This is a genomic window from Microlunatus soli (assembly GCF_900105385.1).
Lineage (GTDB): Bacteria > Actinomycetota > Actinomycetes > Propionibacteriales > Propionibacteriaceae > Microlunatus > Microlunatus soli.
This window is the reverse complement of the sequence record NZ_LT629772.1, coordinates 5340078-5356787: the sequence shown is the minus strand read 5'-3', so window position 1 is coordinate 5356787 and position 16710 is coordinate 5340078. Positions and strand designations below refer to the sequence as shown.

Genomic DNA, 16710 nt, shown 5'->3' with positions numbered 1-16710 from the left:
GATCAGCTCATCCTCTCCAGGAGTCGACGTGGGTTGTCGATCAACATCGCCTGCCGCTGATCGTCGGTGATCCCCCAGCCGTCGATCTCGCGGATCCGCGCGACGGCATAGTCCTGACTGGCCTTGTCCGACAACCCGGCATCGGTGCCGAACAGCACCTTGCCCGCCGGCGCCTCGGCGGCGATCCGGCGAGCGGCGTACGGCGGTGTGCCGCAGATGCAGATGTAGAGATTGTCGGTGTCCTGGGTGAAGGCCAACGCTTCCCGCCACAGATCGTGCAGTCCCGCGTGACCCAGCACCACCGGCACGTCGGGGTGCCGGCGTGCCAGGGCGGCGATCTGACCGGCTGTCGAATACGGCGGCGTCCCGTCGTGGCAGAGCAGTACGCCGTGATGCTCCGCGACGATCTCCATCAGCGGGTCCAGGGCCAACTCATGCATGCTGAAGCCCTGCAGCCACGGGTGCAGCTTCAGGCCACGGAGCCCGAGGTCGGCAAAACTCCGTCGGGTCTGTTGCACCGCTTCCGGTCGGCGCGGGTTGTAGGAGCCGAATCCGATCAACCGGTCGGGATAGGCCGCGACGAAAGCGGCCAGTTCCTCGTTCGCCTCCGGAGTGGAGTTGAACAGTCCGTCGTGGCTGAGCACCACCGCACGCTCGATACCGGCTCCGTCCATGAAGTCGACGAATTCGTCGGCGCCGAAGCTTGCGCCACCGAGCCAGGTGGCGGTCCGCCAGGCCGGTGTATGGGTATGGAAGTCGATCATGGTCAGGGCGTGCCCTCCTCGGCTGTGATGTCGGCTGCGGCGGTGCCGACGATCCGATCACTGAGCTTGATCACGATCTGCTCCAACAGTCGCCGGCCGGTCGCGTCGTCGGCCAGTTCCGGCCGGTCGGTGTAGCCGTTGACCGCGGTCCAGGCCGCTGCACTGTGCAGATCGACATCGGATGGCGCCTCGATCGGCACGGGCTCGGCACGCTGCTTCCGGTCACGGACCAGGTCCGGCCGCACCGCAAGCACCAGCGAGGTCTCGAACCAGCCGGCGTGCCCGGGCACCGGTCCGGGCGCGTCGGGGACGGCCTCGACCAGTCGCCAGTAGTCCAGGACCGCAATGCTGACGTCGCCGCCGGCGGCCGCGGCACCGGCTGCGGCGTGGCAGACGCCGATGTTGCCTCCGTGCCCGTTGATGATCATCAACCGCCGGCCTCCGGCTGCGACGATGCTGTCGATCAGATCGGTCAGCACAGTGATCATGGTCGTCGGACGCAGCGACAGCGTGCCGCCGAACCGGCGATGATGATCGGAGGCTCCGACCGGAAGCGGCGGCGCGATCACCAGCTGCCTGGTGCTGCGCCGGACGGCACGTTCGGCGGCCGATTCGGTCACCGCCTCCGACAGCAGGATGTCGGTGCCGGTCGGCAGATGCGGTCCGTGCTGCTCGGTGGCGCCGACCGCCAGCAGCACCAGTGCCTCGGGCAACACCTCGGTCAACTCGGCGCGGGTGGCCCGGTTCCAGTGCAGGACGGTCATGATCGCTCCTTCGCCGCGGTCGCGATCGCCGCACTCCAGCGCAGCGCTGCGCGCCCGGCAGCCAGGTCGGGCTCGGCCCGGCCGCCGCAGATCAGATCGGCGAACCGCTCGAGTTGCAGATCGAAGCAGCGGCTGCTCCGGTCACCGGCGAAGGTGATCGGTTCGCTTCCGGCACGCGTCGTCAGCGAGATCGCGAAGGTCTGCCCGTCCAGCACCGCTGTGCCGCGGTCCCCCGTCAGCGTCAGCTCCACCCGCGGCAGGCCGTCGGTCAACCACCCGAACTCGACCAGGGCGAGATGCTCACCGAATCCGAGTCTGGCGCCGATCAGGTTGTCGGCGGGCAGGTCCTGGCGGGTCCGCAATGACCAGGCGTCGCGCACCGTCGGCTCGGCGTCCAGCAGGTAGGCCAGCCAGTCCAGGACATGCGCACCCTCGTGGATCACCGGCGGGCCGGCGGCCAACGTCCGCTCGATCAGGTCGGCGTGGCCGGCATCGTCGGTCCTGACCTCGTCGTAGATGTGGGCCCGCACCAGCAACGGGCCGCCGAGCTCACCGTCGGTGATCATCTCGCGGAGCCGGCGGATCGCCGGATCGTGCCGGTAGGTCAGCCCGACCTGGATCCGGCCCATCTCGTCGGCCGACAACCGGTCGTAGCTTCCGGCCGCCGTCGGATCGGTGGCGATCGGCTTCTCGGCCAGCACGAAGCGTCCGGCCCGGGCGGCCGCGACTACCAAACCCGGGGTCACCCAGGGCGGCGTCGCGAGCACGACGCCGCGAATGCTGTCCTCGCCGAGCAGCTCCTCGAGCGTCTGCCGCCGGGCAACCCGGTCCGGAAGAGCAACAGCAGCGCGCCGTACGGGATCGGGTTCGGCAACGGCGACCAGCCGCAACCGCTTCGAACGCAGCAGAGCCTGGAGATGGGCGCCGGCACCGATCGCACCGAGACCGACGAGGCCTACTTCGTCCATGAACGACCAATCCACGTCAAGATCAAAGAGAGGTTATTCGGTATATCGAAAACAATTCCCTCGTTTCGAATACATTAGCCCGAGCCGTCGGTCTCCGGCAAGGAGCCTGCCGCCGGAGATCGCTCAGGACGGCGGTCGACCGAGCTGGGCCGAGATGTGATCGGCCACCGCACTCAATCCGTCGGCCACCTCACCGATCACAGCACTGCGCAGCTCGCGGGTGAATCCGGTCACGCCGACCGCGCCGGCAACATGATCATCGGAGTCGAAGAAGGCGACGGCGACACAAGACACCTCGGCCATCTCTTCCTCGCGCTCGAAGGCGTACCCCTTCCGCCGCACTGTCGCGAGCTGCTTGCGGAAGGCGTCCTCGCCGGGCAACGCACCCGGACCGCTGCCGACAGCGAGCCGCTGCAGCAGAGGACGCAACTCTTCATCGTCGAGGTAGGCACTGATGGCCTTGCCGAGCGCTGTCAGATTGAACGGCGCGACTTTGCCCGGATAGGTGTCGAACTGGATGAAGCCGGGCGGCGCCGCCTTCGCCACATAGACCACCGACGATCCGTTCAGGACGCCGATGTGCACCGGCATCCCGACCCGATGGGCGAGATCGCGCAGCTCACTCTGCGCGACCGAGGCAAGATCAACTTTGCGCAGCAGCCGGGACGCCAGGTCGTACAGTCCCATCGTCGCCCGCCAGAAATGACTACGGCCGACGATCCGCCGGCTCGCATACCCGCGCTGCTCCAGCGTGTGCACGATCGCCGAGCAGGTCGCCAGCGGGATCCCGGTCGCCTTCGCCAACGCGGTCAGCGTCAGACCTTCGTCGGTTGTCACCAACGTCTCGAGCACGGTCAGCGTTCGCGCAACGGACTGCGACGGCACCTTGTCACCGGACATAGCCGCAGGATACGGGACACCGGACCGCCCGCCGGCCGGCTCGACGACCCGGCGCTCAGGCACGAGATCCCAGTGCCGCAGCCAGATCGGCTCGCAGGGCGACCCCGAGGCCGGGAGCGTCACCGATCCGGGCGCGAAGCCCGGTGAGATCAAGGCCTCCTCCGAACACTTCGCGCTGGTCGAGCACATCCTGTTGGTAGTAATGCGCGCCGATGATGTCGGACGGGATGTCGGTCCGCAGCCCGGGCGCGGCAACGGCGACCTGGGTCTGCGCCGCTGCGCCGACGCCGAGCTCACCGTTGGAACCGATGATCACCCCGATCCCGGCCGCTGCCGCAAGCGTGGCCATCTGCAGGGCCCGGCCGGGGCCGCCGCTCTTGCCGATGTAGAGGCTGATCACGTCCGCGGCACCCGCCGCAATCACGGCCATCAGGTCCGCGGTGCCGAAGACGCTCTCGTCGGCAATGATCGGCAGCCCGAGCGAGCGCATCGCCGCCATCCCGGCGAGGTCGGTCGGCTGCACCGGCTGTTCCAGGAATGCCGGATCGTACTCGGCCATCCGCTGCACCGCGCGCCGTGCCGTGTCCCGGTCGTAGCCACCATTGGCGTCGAGTCCGATGAAGGCGTCCGGACCGGCCAGGTCGCGGGCCTGCCGCAATCGGTCGACGTCGCCGTCGAGGTCCATTCCGATCTTGATCTTGAAGGCCTCGAAGCCCGCGTCCCGGGCTCGCCGATAGCCGGTCTCGAGCCGGTCTCCGTTACCACTGAGTGAGCATTTGACCCTGATCTCGTCTCGCAGTGGGCCGCCGAGAGCGACAGCCAACGGAACGCCGAGTCCGCGCGCGTAGGCGTCCCACAGCGCGGTGGCGATGCCGGCCTTGGTGAACGGGTTGCCGGCCAAGACCCGATCCATCCGCTCCTCCAATGCCACCACCGGCACCAGCGGCGCACCGATCAGCGCCGGCCGCAGCGCAGCGTCGATCACCCGCTCGGCGGTGAAGGAGTCCTCGCCGCTCCAGGTCAGGGTCGCACTGACCTCGCCGATCCCCTCGACGCCGTCCGAGGTGACGATCCGAATCAGCAGGAAGTTCGACACGTCATGCGTGCCGCGCGCCCCCGAGACCACCAGCTCGGGGCGGACGGTGGGATTGATCTTGACGGTGTTGATCTCCGCGATCGTCGCGCGACGGAGTCCGCCCGCAGTGCCGGTGACCGACGACATCTGGTTCCCTTCGCTGGGCCCGAAGCTTCATCTTTCGTTATGTCGAAGCGTTGTACGCCCACACCGTACCCAGAGTCGAGAGACCCTTGACACCCTCGACTGCTCAAATCTAATATTCGAATACCTGGATGTAGTTTCGAAATACAGAAGGATGGCTTCGATGACGTCGCCAACATCCGTTCCTGCGTTCTCCCGTCGTAGCTTCCTTGCCGGCTCGGCCGCCGGCGCCGGACTGCTCGGTCTGTCACTCACCGGCTGCTCACCCAAGTCGGGCGGCACCACCAGTTCAGACCTGACCTTCTGGAAGCCGCCCGTCGGCGAGCTGAAATGGGACACCGCGTTCTACAAGAAGCTGCTGAAGAAGTCGGTCGGCGACAAGGGCAAGTCCGAGTTGCTGGTCATCCCGTGGGAGAACGCCGAGACCAAGTACACCGCCGCGTTCGCGTCCAAGAAGCCACCGGACGTGACGTATCAGATCGTGCCGTGGATGAACAAGTTCCGTGGCACGAATGCGCTGCTCGACCTGCGGGAACTGCTGCCCGACGTGATCAAGAACGTCAACGGCGTCGCACCGGAGACGGTACGTTCGGTCGCCGCCGGGCCGAAGGGTGAGGTGTACGGCATACCGTTCGGGGTGGGGCATTTCGTGCTCGCCTTGAACGAGGACGTCTGGGACGCCGCCGGCCAGCCGGACCTGCCGACGACGTATGAGGAGATGATCCCGTTCGCCAAGGCCCTGACGATCGACAAGTCCGGCAAGAAGCTCGGCGAGTCCGGCTTCGACGCCAAGAACGTCGCCAGCTACGGCTACCAGGTGACCAAGGATTCCAACTATCTGTGGAACTACCTGTGGAACTACGGCGCGGACCTGCTGAACAAGGACAACACCGATATCGGCTTCGACAACGCCGAGGGCCGCGCCGGGCTGTCAGTGCTGAAGAAGATCGTCGACTCCGGTGCCGTCGTGCCGCTGACCAAGTACAGCGACGACAGCAAGTGGGCCGAGTTGATCTTCAAGGGCAATGTGGCGATGGCCTGGATTCCGAGTGTCAGTGACGATTTCGCCAAACGCTACCCGAAGGCCCGGCTCAAGGTGTTGGACATCCCCAAAGGCCCGGCCGGACAGTTCACCGTCGGCGGCGCAGGCTTCTGGTCGATCGCTACCAAGAGCGACAACACTGACGGTGCGGCCAAGCTGATCACCGATCTGACCTCGGAGGCCAACTCCAAGGCCGCGCTCACCGCGATCATGACCTATCCGGTCAAGGACCAGGGTCCGGAGTTCTTCGACGGGATCACCAACAAGCTGCAGCGGGACGTGATGATCGCCGGCATGCAACAGACCAAGTACGCCCGACTGGACAAGATGGCGCCGTTCAATCCCGGCGATGTTCTGCTCGCCAAGATCATGGACTACCTGATCGGCCGTGCCGACCTGGACAAGATGATCAAGGACAGCTCGGACCAGGTCAAGACGATGGCCGCGGCGGCCAAGTGAACGGGCCGGCACCCGAGTGACCGCGCTGACCACCCCCGAGCGGACGGCCCCCGCGATGCCCGCCGGCGTCCGTGGCAGGCCTGCGCGGCGACGTCGCGAGGCGATCGATGTCGTCACCGGACTGACCTTCCTGGCACCGAAGCTGATCTTCTTCGGGCTGTTCGTCGCCGTCCCGTTCATCTACACGTTCGTCCTGGTCTTCCAGCGCGGCGACGTGTTGATGGGCTTCCATTGGGTCGGGCTGGACAACATCGTCGCCGTCGCGTCGGACACGCTGTTCCGTCAGACCTTGCTGAACACCTTCTTCTTCATGGTCGTCTACCTGCCGCTCAGCCTGATCGTGCCCCTCGGTGTCGGGCGATTGTTCGCCAGCACGCTGCGTGGTGTCCGGATCTATCGAGCCTTGATCTACATGCCGTCGCTGCTGTCGATCGTCGCAGTCGGTCTGATCTGGCGGCTGATGCTCGACCCCGATTCCGGACCGATCAACATCGCACTGCGGGCCCTGGGCATCGACACCTTCAACCCGTTCGCCGACGGCACCACGGCGATGATCGCGATCGCACTGATCACCGTCTGGGGCGGCCTGGGCTTCGGCGGCATCATCTACATGGCGGGGCTGAATGACATCCCCGGCGAGCTGCTGGAGTCGGCGAGGATCGACGGCGCCGGAGCCTGGCGGATCTTCTGGCACGTCCAACTACCACTGCTGCGTCCACTGATCCAGTTTCTGGCGATCATCAACACGATCGGCGCCGTCCAGGTCTTCGACATCATCTTCGTTCTCACCAAGGGTGGTCCGGGGACCTCCACCTCGACGGCAATGTGGTACATCTACACGATCGCGTTCAACGGCGGCTCGGTCGGCTACGCAGCGGCGATGAGCGTCGTCCTGTTGCTGATCACCGCGACCCTGTCGGTGATCTACATCCGGCTGACCAGGACATCGGACCGATGAGCACCGAGATCGGCGTCCCCGACGGCTTCGACGTGACGGCGACGGTTCGCGCACGACGGCCGCGCCTGGGCCGACTGCGCTGGTGGCAGCAGGGAATCCTGCAACTGATCGCGATCATCGTGATGTTGGTCTGCGTGGTGCCGATCGCGTTGATCATCATCGCCTCGTTCCACGACGTCCGCACCTTCTCCGACCTGACCTTCGGGATCCGCGGCTGGACGGTGCGGGCCTACCGCGACCTGTTCGCGCTCGGCACCGTGCCGCAGTGGTTGTTCAACACCCTGTTCGTCTGCGTCGTCTCCACGGCGTTGGTGCTGATCGTGGACATGCTGGCGGCGTACGCCTTCTCCAAGATCGACTTCCGTGGCCGGACCGGCCTCTTCCTGGTGCTGTTGAGCACCATGATGCTGCCCTTCTCGGTCACGCTGGTGCCGACCTACCTGCTGGCCAACAGCCTCGGGCTGATCGACACCTATGCCGGCCTGATCCTGCCCGGGTTGTCCGGCCCGATCGGGGTCTTCCTGCTCCGCCAGTTCATGCGAGGTATCCCCGACGAGATCCTGGAGGCGGCCCGGATCGACGGGACCAGCCACCCGACGATCTTCCTGCGGATCGTCACCCCACTGTGCCTGCAGCCGATGGCGATCCTGGCAATCCTCACCTTCGTCGCCAACTGGAACGGCTTCATCTGGCCGCTGCTGGTGATCCAATCCGACAGCCTGAAGACCCTCACCGTCGGACTCGCGACGACCAACACCGAGTTCGTCGACAGCATCAGTAACCTGACCGCAGCCACCGTGCTCAGCGTGGTGCCGATGGCGCTGCTGTTCTTCGCCTTCCAACGCTACTTCCTCTCCGGCCTGACCACCGGGGCGATGAAGGGATGATCACACCGATGAACGACGCCACCCGGCCACAGCGCTACCGGGTCGACGACCTGACCGGACTGCTGCCCCACGGCGGGATGCGGTCGGCCCTGCCCGGCGGCAACACCGTGGGTGGCTGGATCAGGGAGTCCACCGCCCGTGCCGACGGCTACCGACACGTCGACACACCGGCCACGATCGCCATGCTGCAGGAGATCGGCGCCAATCACTACTTCTTCGGCATCTGGGACTCCCCGACCGACTGGGACGATCTGCGACTGGAGTTCGCGCCGGCCGCCCAACAGGCCGGCATCCAGGTGCTGCCCTACATCGTGCCGCCGACCGAGACCTTCGACTGGGGTCGGGCGTCACGCCCGTACCTGTTGGATTTCGAGGCCTGGGCCCGCGAGTTCGCGACCCTGTCGCTGAGCTATCCGGCGCTCACCGGATGGGCGATCGACGACTTCGACGTCGGCGACAACGCGACCGTGTTCACCGCCGACTACCTGAGCCGGATCAGACAGGCGCAGCAGGCGATCAACCCACAGCTGGCCTTCTTCACCTGCGCCTACTACGAGTCGGCCACGTCGCCGGAGTTCCTGAGCCGGTACGCGCCCTTCATCGACGGCATCATCTATCCGTTCCTGGACGGTCCCAACGTCAACACCCTGGTCGCCGACTCGGCACCCGCCGACATCGCTGCGGTCACCTCCGCTGCCGCCGATCATGACCTCGCGGTGATCTTCCTGGTCTACGCCGGACGCTTCCTGGACGGCGTTTCCGCGCCGCATCAGGATTACGTCGGCACCGCCGTCCGCTACGCCCTGGAGGCGACGGCACGCGGAGAGATCCTCGGCGTCGTCGCGTACGGTCTCCAGGTCGACGGCGCGCCGACCATCGCCAATGAACGCCGTTCGATGTACGGCGACGGCCGCGGCAGCATCGCCTCCTCCCATCGTCCGATGCCGGCCGGCACCTGGGCCGAGCTGTCCTGCCGAGTCGAGGTCGACCCCAGCTCCGCCCGGCACGAACTGTCCTTCTGGTGGTCCAAGATCATCGAGCTCTGGCGCACCCCGGATCGCGGAGACTTCGTGCTGCAGGTGCTGCTCGACGGTGCCCTGGTCTGGCGCGCCGATCTGCACGACGCGACCTGGCTCGGACTGTGGGCGCAAGGCCACTCCGAACAGGGGCAGTTCGACGTGTCCGCGGCGCTGCTCGGCAAGTCCGGCGCCACGCTGTCCTTCCGGGTCACCGCGCTGCGGGACGTCAAGGACTCCAGCTTCGACCTCGGTCTGGACAACCTCGAAGCGATCGGTCTGACCATCCCGGATCCCGGGTTCGAGGATCGGACCGCCTGGCGCACTGCGTCCTCCGGCGGACCGATCGTCGCCCGGGTCGACGTCTTCGACGACGACCGACCGGCCCGGATCCTGGACGCCGTCACCGCCGAATACACCAAGCCCAACGACGTCTAGGCCCCTGGCCCCCTCACAAGGTCCCTGGCCCCTCACAAGATCCCTGAGCTTGTCGAAGGGTCATCTCCCGATCCTTCGGCAGGCTCAGGACCCTTCGGCGACGCGGTGTGCTCGGCTGTTGCGGCGACGGACCGAGCGAGGCGGGGCGGTGTCCAGGTGGGCGCTGAGCCGGCCGAGCAGGGTCTCGAGGTCATCGAGGTCGTCTGAGCCGAGTTGGTCGAAGATCAGATGCCGGAGCAGGCGCCGGTGATGTGGTGCCAGCTCGGCCACCCGCTCCCGGCCGGCATCGGTCAGCGTCACCTCTCGGGCTCGCTCGTCGGCGGCCGAGGTCCGGCGACGGACCAGACCGAGCTTCTCGAGCTTGTCCACCCGATGAGTCATCCCGCTGCGCGAGGCGGCTTGACCGTCGGCCAGATCGGTCATCGTCATCGTCCCCGCGTCTGCGCTGTTCAACCGGTTCAGGATCAGGAACTCTGCAATGGTGACACCGGCGATGTCGCGGAGCTGTTCGTCCAGCAGATCGCCCGCCGTGCCGACGACGCGGATCAGCTGATGCCAAACGGCCAGTTCCCGGGGCGTGACTTCGCGACCCAATTTCGCACGATCGGGAATAGCCATCCCCTCATCCTAGTTGTTGCGGTATCGAAGCAATTCGTCGTCAACCAGGAGGTACCCATGAAGGCCATCCAGTTCGACAGCTATGGCAACCCGGACGTACTGCAGGTCACCGAGGTCGACACACCACGGCCGGCCGCCGGCGAGATCGTGATCGACGTCGCCGCCGCCGGCGTGAATCCTATCGACTGGAAGATCCGGCGCGGCCTGATGGCCGAGCAGATCCCGCTGCAGTTCCCGGCCGGACTCGGCTTCGACGCTGCCGGGACCGTGACCGCGATCGGCGAGGGCGTGACCGACCTCGCGGTCGGCGACCAGGTGTACGGGACCGGCCGTTCCACCTATGCCGAGCAGGCAGTGCTGTCGGCCTGGGCGCCGATTCCGTCCGGCATCTCGGTCGAGTCCGCGGCGGGCTGGGGATCTGCAGTCGAGACCGCGGTCCGGATTCTTGATCAACTCGGCATCGGGTCCGGCCAGACCGTGCTGGTGAGCGGGGCCGCCGGCGGAGTGGGTACCGCGACCGTTCGACTCGCCGTTGCCCGTGGCGCGACCGTGATCGGAACCGCGGGCCCGGCCAATCAGGACTATCTGACCGACCTCGGGGCCATCCCGGTCGTCTACGGGGACGGCCTGGTCGACCGGGTCGCCGCGGTCGCTCCGAACGGCGTCGACGCCGCGCTCGACATCTCCGGTGCCGGCGTCCTGCCGGAGCTGATCAAGCTCACCGGCGATCCGGCGAAGGTGTTGTCGATCGCCGACTTCACCGCACCCGGACTCGGGGCCCAGGTGTCCAGCTCGAGCTCGGATGCACCGGCGGCCTTCGCCGAGGCTGCCCGCACACCCGACTTCGACATCCCGGTGGATCGGCGCTACCCGCTGGCCGAGGCGGCCGCGGCCCAGGAATACAGCGAAGCCGGCCACGTCCGGGGCAAGATCATCCTCACCGTCGAGTAATCGCCCCCCGAGTCGACTCGCCCGACCCGGCACCTTCGGCCGCAGCCACCCTCGGCTGCGGCCGAAGATGCTTCCGGTCGACACATCGGGCGGCCTTGACTAAATAACACTCTTGGTTTTAATTTTGATCCCCCATCAGTCGACAAAGGGGTTCAACGATGAAGAACGGTGCCAAGGCAGCCCTGGTGGCCGCGACGGCCGGATTGGTCGCACTGCTACCCGCCTGCGCCGGCATCACCGGCGGCGGGACACGATCCGACGGCGCGGCAGCCGGCGGCGGGGCCACCTCCACAGCAGATCCGAAGGCCAAGGTCACGATCACCGTCGGAGACAAGCCGACACCGGACAAGAAGGCCGACCTGAAGAACTTCACCAAACGCGTCGCCGAGTTCGAGAAGGCCAACCCCAACATCACCGTCAAGTCCACGCCGGAGTTCTGGCAGGCGCAGACCTGGCAGGCGAGGCTGGCCTCGGGGACCCTGCCCACGGTGATGAACGTCTCTCTGACCGAGAGCCGGACGCTGATCGAGAATCACCAACTCCCCGACATCACGCCGTACCTGAAGCAGACCGGGATGTACGACGAGTTGAACAAGGAGGCGTTGAAGAACGTCCAGGATGATCAAGGTCGGGTCTACACCGTCCCGATCGGACTGTTCTCGGTCGGCATCGCCTACAACCGGAAGCTCTTCGCCGCCGCCGGCCTCGACCCGGACAAGCCGCCGACCACCTGGGACGAGGTCCGCCAGGACGCCAAGGCGATCAGCGACAAGACCGGTAAGGCCGGCTATGCCCAGCTGACCACCAACAACACCGGCGGCTGGATGCTCACCACGATGGCCTACAGCCGGGGCGGCACCGCCGAGAACGCCGACGGCACCAAGACCACCATCAACGACGCCCCGGCCCGGGAATCCCTGCAACTGCTGCACGACATGCGCTGGACCGACAAGTCGATGGGCAGCCAGTTCCTCTACGACCAGGATCAGATCCGTCAGGACTTCGCCGCCGGCAAGATCGGGATGATGCTGCAGGCCCCGGACGTCTACGACCAGGCCACCCACCTGTACGGCATGAAGCCGGCGGACTTCGGTGAGGGCGCCCTCCCCCAAGCCGGCGGGCAGCACGGCACCCTGACCGGTGGCTCGATCAAATTCATCAACGTCAAGTCCTCCCCCGAGCAACTGCTGGCAGCGGTGAAGTGGATCCGCTTCATGGATCTGGAGCAGTACTTCGACCAGCAGACCGCCGTCGAGAACGCCAAGGCTTCCGCCGCTTCGGGAAATGCCGTCGGCACGCCGTCGCTGCCGCCGGTCAGCCAGCAGGCCTACGACAACTACCTCGGCTGGATCAAAGACGAGATCAACGTGCCCCGGGAGAATTTCCGTGGCTACACCGAGTCGAAGCTGCCGTTGATTCCTGAGCCTCGGACCAAGGCCCAGCAGGTCTATCAGCAGTTGGACCCGGTGGTTCAGCAGGTGCTGACCAAGCAGGACGCCGACATCGACAAGCTGCTGGCCGATGCGGCGAAGAAGATCGATCCGCAGCTGACCCGATGACGACCGAAACACCGGCGGCAGTCCGACCGACCGGCTCCGCCGCATCCGGCGACGGCTCCGGACTGCCCACCCGACGGCGGCGTGGATTCAGCATCGCACGGTGGTATCACCGCGGCGGGCTGGGTGCGGTCGTCTTCGCCGTACCGATCGTGTTGATCTTCCTCTACTTCACCTGGGGACCGATCGTCCGCGGTCTGGTGCTCAGCTTCCAGAAGACCAATCTGGTCGCTCTGCCGCAGTGGGTGGGGTTGTCCAACTTCAGCTATGTGCTGGCCGATCCGGAGCTGCCCCGGGCAGCCCTGAACACGGCGTGGTTCGCCTTGCTGGCCTTGGTCTTCGGCTTCCCGGTGCCGATCCTGTTGGCGATCTTCATCAACGAGTTGCGCGGCTACAAGTGGTTGTACAACGTGCTGGCCTACCTGCCGGCCGTGGTGCCGCCGGTGGCCGCGATCCTGTTGTGGAAGTTCTTCTACGATCCGTCCGGCAACGGCATCTTCAACTCGATCCTCGGCTGGTTCGGGCTGGGCCCCTATCCGTGGTTGAACTCCGAGACGATGGCGATGCCGTCGATCGTGCTGGAGGCGACCTGGGCCGGTGCCGGCTCGACCGCGATCATCTATCTGGCAGCGTTGGCCACCGTCCGGTCCGAGCTGTACGAGTCGGCCGAGATGGACGGCGCCGGGATCTGGTCCCGGATCTGGCACATCACCCTGCCACAACTGCGCGGCATCATCCTGATCATGATGTTGCTGCAGCTGATCGGCACCTTCCAGCTGTTCACCGAGCCGTACCTGTTCACCGGTGGCGGACCGAACAACGCGACCCAGACGGTGATGCTGAAGATCTACAACTACGCCTTCGTCAATGGTGACTACGGCGCAGCCACCGCGCTCAGTGTGGTGCTGGCGCTGTTCCTCTGTCTGCTCTCGATCGTCTACCAGTTCGCCACCCGGAAGTGGGGTACGTCATGACCACGCTGCGAACCGAGCCGACGGCTTCCCGTGCCCTCCCTCGTCGGAGGCGGCCGACGGAGACGGCAGAACGGACGGTGATCTCGGCCGCTGACCGGAATCGGCCGTCGGTCCGGGTGATCTTGACCGTGATCCAGGTGTTGATCTTGATCGCGTTGCTGATCGCCGGGCTCGGTCCGCTGCTGTGGTCCTTCAAGTCGTCGGTGTCGACCAGTCAGGACATCATCGGCTCGCCGTTGCGGCTGTGGCCGCACGGTGTCCAGTGGGGCAATCTGCCACGGGCCTGGAACGACGTCGAGATCGGCTCCTACCTCGGCAACACCGCCGTGCTGGCGATCGGCAGCGTGATCGCGACGCTCTTCGTCTGCACCACCGGGGCCTACGTGCTCAGCGTGCTCCGCCCACGGTGGGGCAAGGTGCTGTCGGCCGCGGTGTTGGCGACCCTGTTCATGCCCGGCGTGGTGTCGCTGGTCCCGCTGTACATGACCGTGCTCGACCTGCCGGTGCTGCACATCAGCCTGCAGAACACGTTCTGGGCGGTCTGGCTTCCACAGTCGGCTAATGCGTTCAATGTGGTGGTGATCAAGAGATTCTTCGACTCGATCCCCCGTGAGCTGATCGAAGCTGCCAAGATCGACGGCGCGAGCACGCTACGGATCTTCAGCTCCCTGATCCTGCCGCTGTCCCGACCGATCCTCGGCGTCGTCGCGCTGCTGACCGTTGTCGCGTCCTGGAAGGACTACCTGTGGCCGATGCTGGTGCTCACCGACCCGCAACTGCAGCCGATCTCGGTCGCTTTGCCGGCGATCGCCAAGAACGCTCCGCTCAATCTGCAGATGAGCGCACTGTTCCTGACCCTGCTGATCCCGGTGGTGCTGTTCGTGATCTTCCAGAAGCAGTTCCTGCGCGGTGTCGGGATGGCGGGCGGCATCAAGGAATGAGGACAACAAGATCACAGCCGAACCGATGACCGACGACTCACCTCTGTCCGGCCGACGGATCCTGGTCACCGGCGGCTCCGGCCGGATCGGTCAGCAGACCTGCCGGCTGCTGACCGACTGCGGTGCCCGGGTGACCTCACTGTCCGACCGTGAGCTGCCCGGCCTGGCGGCCGACCGGATCCTGGTCGGCGACACCACCTCCGAGGCCGACGTGGCCCGCGCGTTGACCGATGTCGAGTTGGTCGTGCATCTCGCCGCGCTGGCTCATCGTGACCTCGGGACGCCGTACCAGGTCTACTCCACCAACGTGGTCTCCACTTTCAATGTGCTCGCACAGGCCGGCGCCCTCGGTCTGCCCCGGGCGGTCGTCGCCGGCAGCATCAACGCCTACGGGCTGCCGCAGAACATCCACCCGTTGACACCGGCCTACTTCCCTTTGGACACGGCGATCCCGCATGATCTCGGCGACTGGTACTCGCTGTCGAAGTACAACGACGAACGGGCCTCGGAGATGGCCTGGCGGCACTGGGGCATCGACATCGTCACCCTCCGGTTCCCGCACGTCAACGCCCCCGAGGCGCTGCAGCGCCAGGCCGATCACAACCGGGCCGAACCCGGTCTGGCGATGCGGGAGGGCTGGTCCTACCTGGACACCCGGGACGCGGCCCGGGCGATCATGCTCGCCCTGATCGCGTCGACGACCGGTGCGCATGCGTTCTTCCTCGCCGCAGACCGGACGAACGCCCCCTATCCGACCGAGGACCTGCTGCGCCGGTTTGCACCGCAGGCAGCTCGGTGCCGACGGTTCGTCGGACGCGAGGTGCCGATCGACCTGACCCCGGCCCGGCAGCTGATCGGCTTCCGGGCCGAGCACGAGCTCGACCTCCCGACGCTGCCCCTTCCCGACCCACGCTGATCCTGGTGTCGGCGTTGCTGTGATCATGGAACCCGACCCACCGATTCGATCATGAAGACGATCCGAGGAGAATCCCCCGATGGCTGCCGATCCCTTCCGCAACCCCTGGCCCGCCCGCGAGCCGATCACGATCACCGGTGTCCGGGCGATCGTGACCGCGCCGGAAGGTATCCCGTTGGTGGTGGTCCGGATCGACACCGACGATCCCGAGCTCTACGGCCTGGGCTGCGCCACCTTCACCCAACGCTGGCAGGCGGTCCGGACCTTCATCGACGAACACCTGCCGCCGTTGCTGGTCGGCCGCTACCCCGGTGATATCGGCGACCTGACCCGGCTGCTGAACTTCGCCGGCTACTGGCGCGGCGGACCGGTCACCAACAACGCGATCTCTGGAGTTGATCAAGCACTCTGGGACATCGCCGGCAAGCGGGCCGGGCTGCCCGTCCACGAACTGCTCGGCGGCAAGGTCCGGGCCGCCGTCGACACCTACCTGCACGCCTCCGGCCGGACGATCGAGGAGACGATCAGCTCGGCCAAGTCCCTGATCGACCAGGGCCAACGCCACGTCCGGTTGCAGGTGTCGACGCCCGGCACCGGCGGTTACGGTGCTCCGCAGGTGTCGGGCGAATACCCGTCGGCGCCGTACCCGGACGGGTGGAGTGCGCGGGACTATCTGCGGCGAACCCCGGAGCTGTTCGCCGCCGCCCGGGCCGAGCTACCCGACAACATCGAACTGCTGCACGACGTGCATTCCCGGCTCACCCCCAACGACGCCCTCTGGCTGGTCCGCGCGCTGGAGCCGTACCGGCTGTTCTTTCTCGAAGACATCCTTGCCCCGGAGCTGTGGGACCGGCTGCCCGAGATCCGCGCCGCGGCCGGCACGCCGGTCGCCGTCGGTGAGCTGACCACCTCGCTGACCGATGCCGTTCGGCTGATCCGCGACGGCGGGGTGGACTTCATCCGCTGCCACATCTCCGACATCGGCGGCCTGACGCCGGCCCGCAAGCTGGCCGACTTGGCCGAACTGTGCGGCGTTCGGACCGCCTGGCACGGTCCGGGTGACACGTCGCCGATCGGTGCCGCGGCCAATGTCGCCCTGGACATCAGCTCGCCGGCCTTCGGGATCCAGGAAGGGCACGTCTACAACGAGGCGACCCACCAGGTGTTTCCCGGCACCCTCGACATCACAGACGGTTGGCTGCATCCGAACGAGGCACCCGGTTGGGGTATCACGATCGACGAGGAAGCCGCTGCCGCGTACCTTCCCGGTCGTTCCGGGCATGACGCGTGGGCTGCCGGTGTCCGTCGACCGGACGGTGCGCTCGAGGCGCCGTGAAGC

16 protein-coding genes are annotated in these 16710 nt (G+C 66.5%); 10 read left to right on the top strand and 6 right to left on the bottom strand.

Translation table 11 applies throughout. The features are described from left to right. Positions 1-2 precede the first annotated feature (2 nt). The 5 genes from BLU38_RS24530 to BLU38_RS24510 form a co-directional block, all read right to left on the bottom strand. Positions 3-764, bottom strand: coding sequence for an amidohydrolase family protein (locus tag BLU38_RS24530; RefSeq protein WP_091528418.1), 762 nt, complete (start codon positions 762-764; stop codon positions 3-5). 2 nt (positions 765-766) lie between these two features. Further along, positions 767-1528, bottom strand: a complete 762-nt coding sequence (locus BLU38_RS24525) for a creatininase family protein (RefSeq protein ID WP_091528415.1) — start codon at positions 1526-1528, stop codon at positions 767-769. Beyond that, positions 1525-2496, bottom strand: coding sequence for a Gfo/Idh/MocA family protein (locus BLU38_RS24520; protein ID WP_091533080.1), 972 nt, complete (start codon positions 2494-2496; stop codon positions 1525-1527). Before BLU38_RS24520 ends, BLU38_RS24525 begins: the two co-directional genes overlap by 4 nt. Positions 2497-2619: 123 nt before the next feature. Then, complete coding sequence (locus BLU38_RS24515; RefSeq protein ID WP_091528413.1) at positions 2620-3396, bottom strand: IclR family transcriptional regulator; 777 nt, start codon at positions 3394-3396, stop codon at positions 2620-2622. Between the two features lie 55 nt (positions 3397-3451). Then, positions 3452-4618 carry a mandelate racemase/muconate lactonizing enzyme family protein gene (locus tag BLU38_RS24510; RefSeq protein ID WP_091528411.1) on the bottom strand — a complete coding sequence of 389 codons (1167 nt, stop codon included), beginning with the start codon at positions 4616-4618 and terminating at the stop codon, positions 3452-3454. A 160-nt stretch (positions 4619-4778) separates the two neighbouring features. On the opposite strand from BLU38_RS24510, the gene BLU38_RS24505 reads away from it, so the two are divergent. From BLU38_RS24505 to BLU38_RS24490, 4 genes are read left to right on the top strand one after another with little or no spacing between them, the layout of a single operon-like run. Further along, the gene (locus BLU38_RS24505) at positions 4779-6116 is read left to right on the top strand and encodes an ABC transporter substrate-binding protein (protein WP_172836212.1); all 1338 of its coding nucleotides are present in this window, start codon (positions 4779-4781) and stop codon (positions 6114-6116) included. A 16-nt stretch (positions 6117-6132) separates the two neighbouring features. Continuing rightward, a complete protein-coding gene (locus BLU38_RS24500; RefSeq protein WP_091528405.1) occupies positions 6133-7074 on the top strand; it encodes a carbohydrate ABC transporter permease in 942 nt (313 codons plus the stop codon). Next, positions 7071-7961 (top strand): carbohydrate ABC transporter permease, encoded by an 891-nt coding sequence (locus BLU38_RS24495; protein WP_091528402.1) that lies wholly within the window; start codon positions 7071-7073, stop codon positions 7959-7961. Before BLU38_RS24500 ends, BLU38_RS24495 begins: the two co-directional genes overlap by 4 nt. 8 nt (positions 7962-7969) lie before the next feature. After that, positions 7970-9415, top strand: a complete 1446-nt coding sequence (locus BLU38_RS24490; protein WP_157683689.1) for a hypothetical protein — start codon at positions 7970-7972, stop codon at positions 9413-9415. 84 nt (positions 9416-9499) lie between these two features. On the opposite strand, the gene BLU38_RS24485 is transcribed toward BLU38_RS24490, so the two are convergent. Further along, on the bottom strand, positions 9500-10033 hold the full coding sequence (locus tag BLU38_RS24485) for a MarR family winged helix-turn-helix transcriptional regulator (protein ID WP_091528396.1): 534 nt from the start codon (positions 10031-10033) through the stop codon (positions 9500-9502). Between the two features lie 57 nt (positions 10034-10090). On the opposite strand from BLU38_RS24485, the gene BLU38_RS24480 reads away from it, so the two are divergent. The 6 genes from BLU38_RS24480 (at position 10091) to BLU38_RS24455 (ending at position 16707) form a co-directional block, all read left to right on the top strand. Further along, positions 10091-10984 (top strand): NADP-dependent oxidoreductase, encoded by an 894-nt coding sequence (locus BLU38_RS24480; protein ID WP_091528394.1) that lies wholly within the window; start codon positions 10091-10093, stop codon positions 10982-10984. A 158-nt stretch (positions 10985-11142) separates the two neighbouring features. Further along, positions 11143-12543, top strand: coding sequence for an extracellular solute-binding protein (locus BLU38_RS24475; protein WP_091528392.1), 1401 nt, complete (start codon positions 11143-11145; stop codon positions 12541-12543). After that, the gene (locus BLU38_RS24470; protein ID WP_091528390.1) at positions 12540-13514 is read left to right on the top strand and encodes a carbohydrate ABC transporter permease; all 975 of its coding nucleotides are present in this window, start codon (positions 12540-12542) and stop codon (positions 13512-13514) included. The genes BLU38_RS24475 and BLU38_RS24470 overlap by 4 nt, the downstream gene beginning before the upstream one ends. A 77-nt stretch (positions 13515-13591) precedes the next feature. Continuing rightward, positions 13592-14455, top strand: coding sequence for a carbohydrate ABC transporter permease (locus tag BLU38_RS24465; protein ID WP_231920018.1), 864 nt, complete (start codon positions 13592-13594; stop codon positions 14453-14455). Between the two features lie 25 nt (positions 14456-14480). Beyond that, entirely contained in the window at positions 14481-15371 is an 891-nt protein-coding gene (locus BLU38_RS24460) for an NAD-dependent epimerase/dehydratase family protein (protein WP_091528384.1), read from the top strand. A 79-nt stretch (positions 15372-15450) separates the two neighbouring features. After that, complete coding sequence (locus tag BLU38_RS24455; RefSeq protein WP_091528381.1) at positions 15451-16707, top strand: enolase C-terminal domain-like protein; 1257 nt, start codon at positions 15451-15453, stop codon at positions 16705-16707. Positions 16708-16710: the final 3 nt, after the last annotated feature.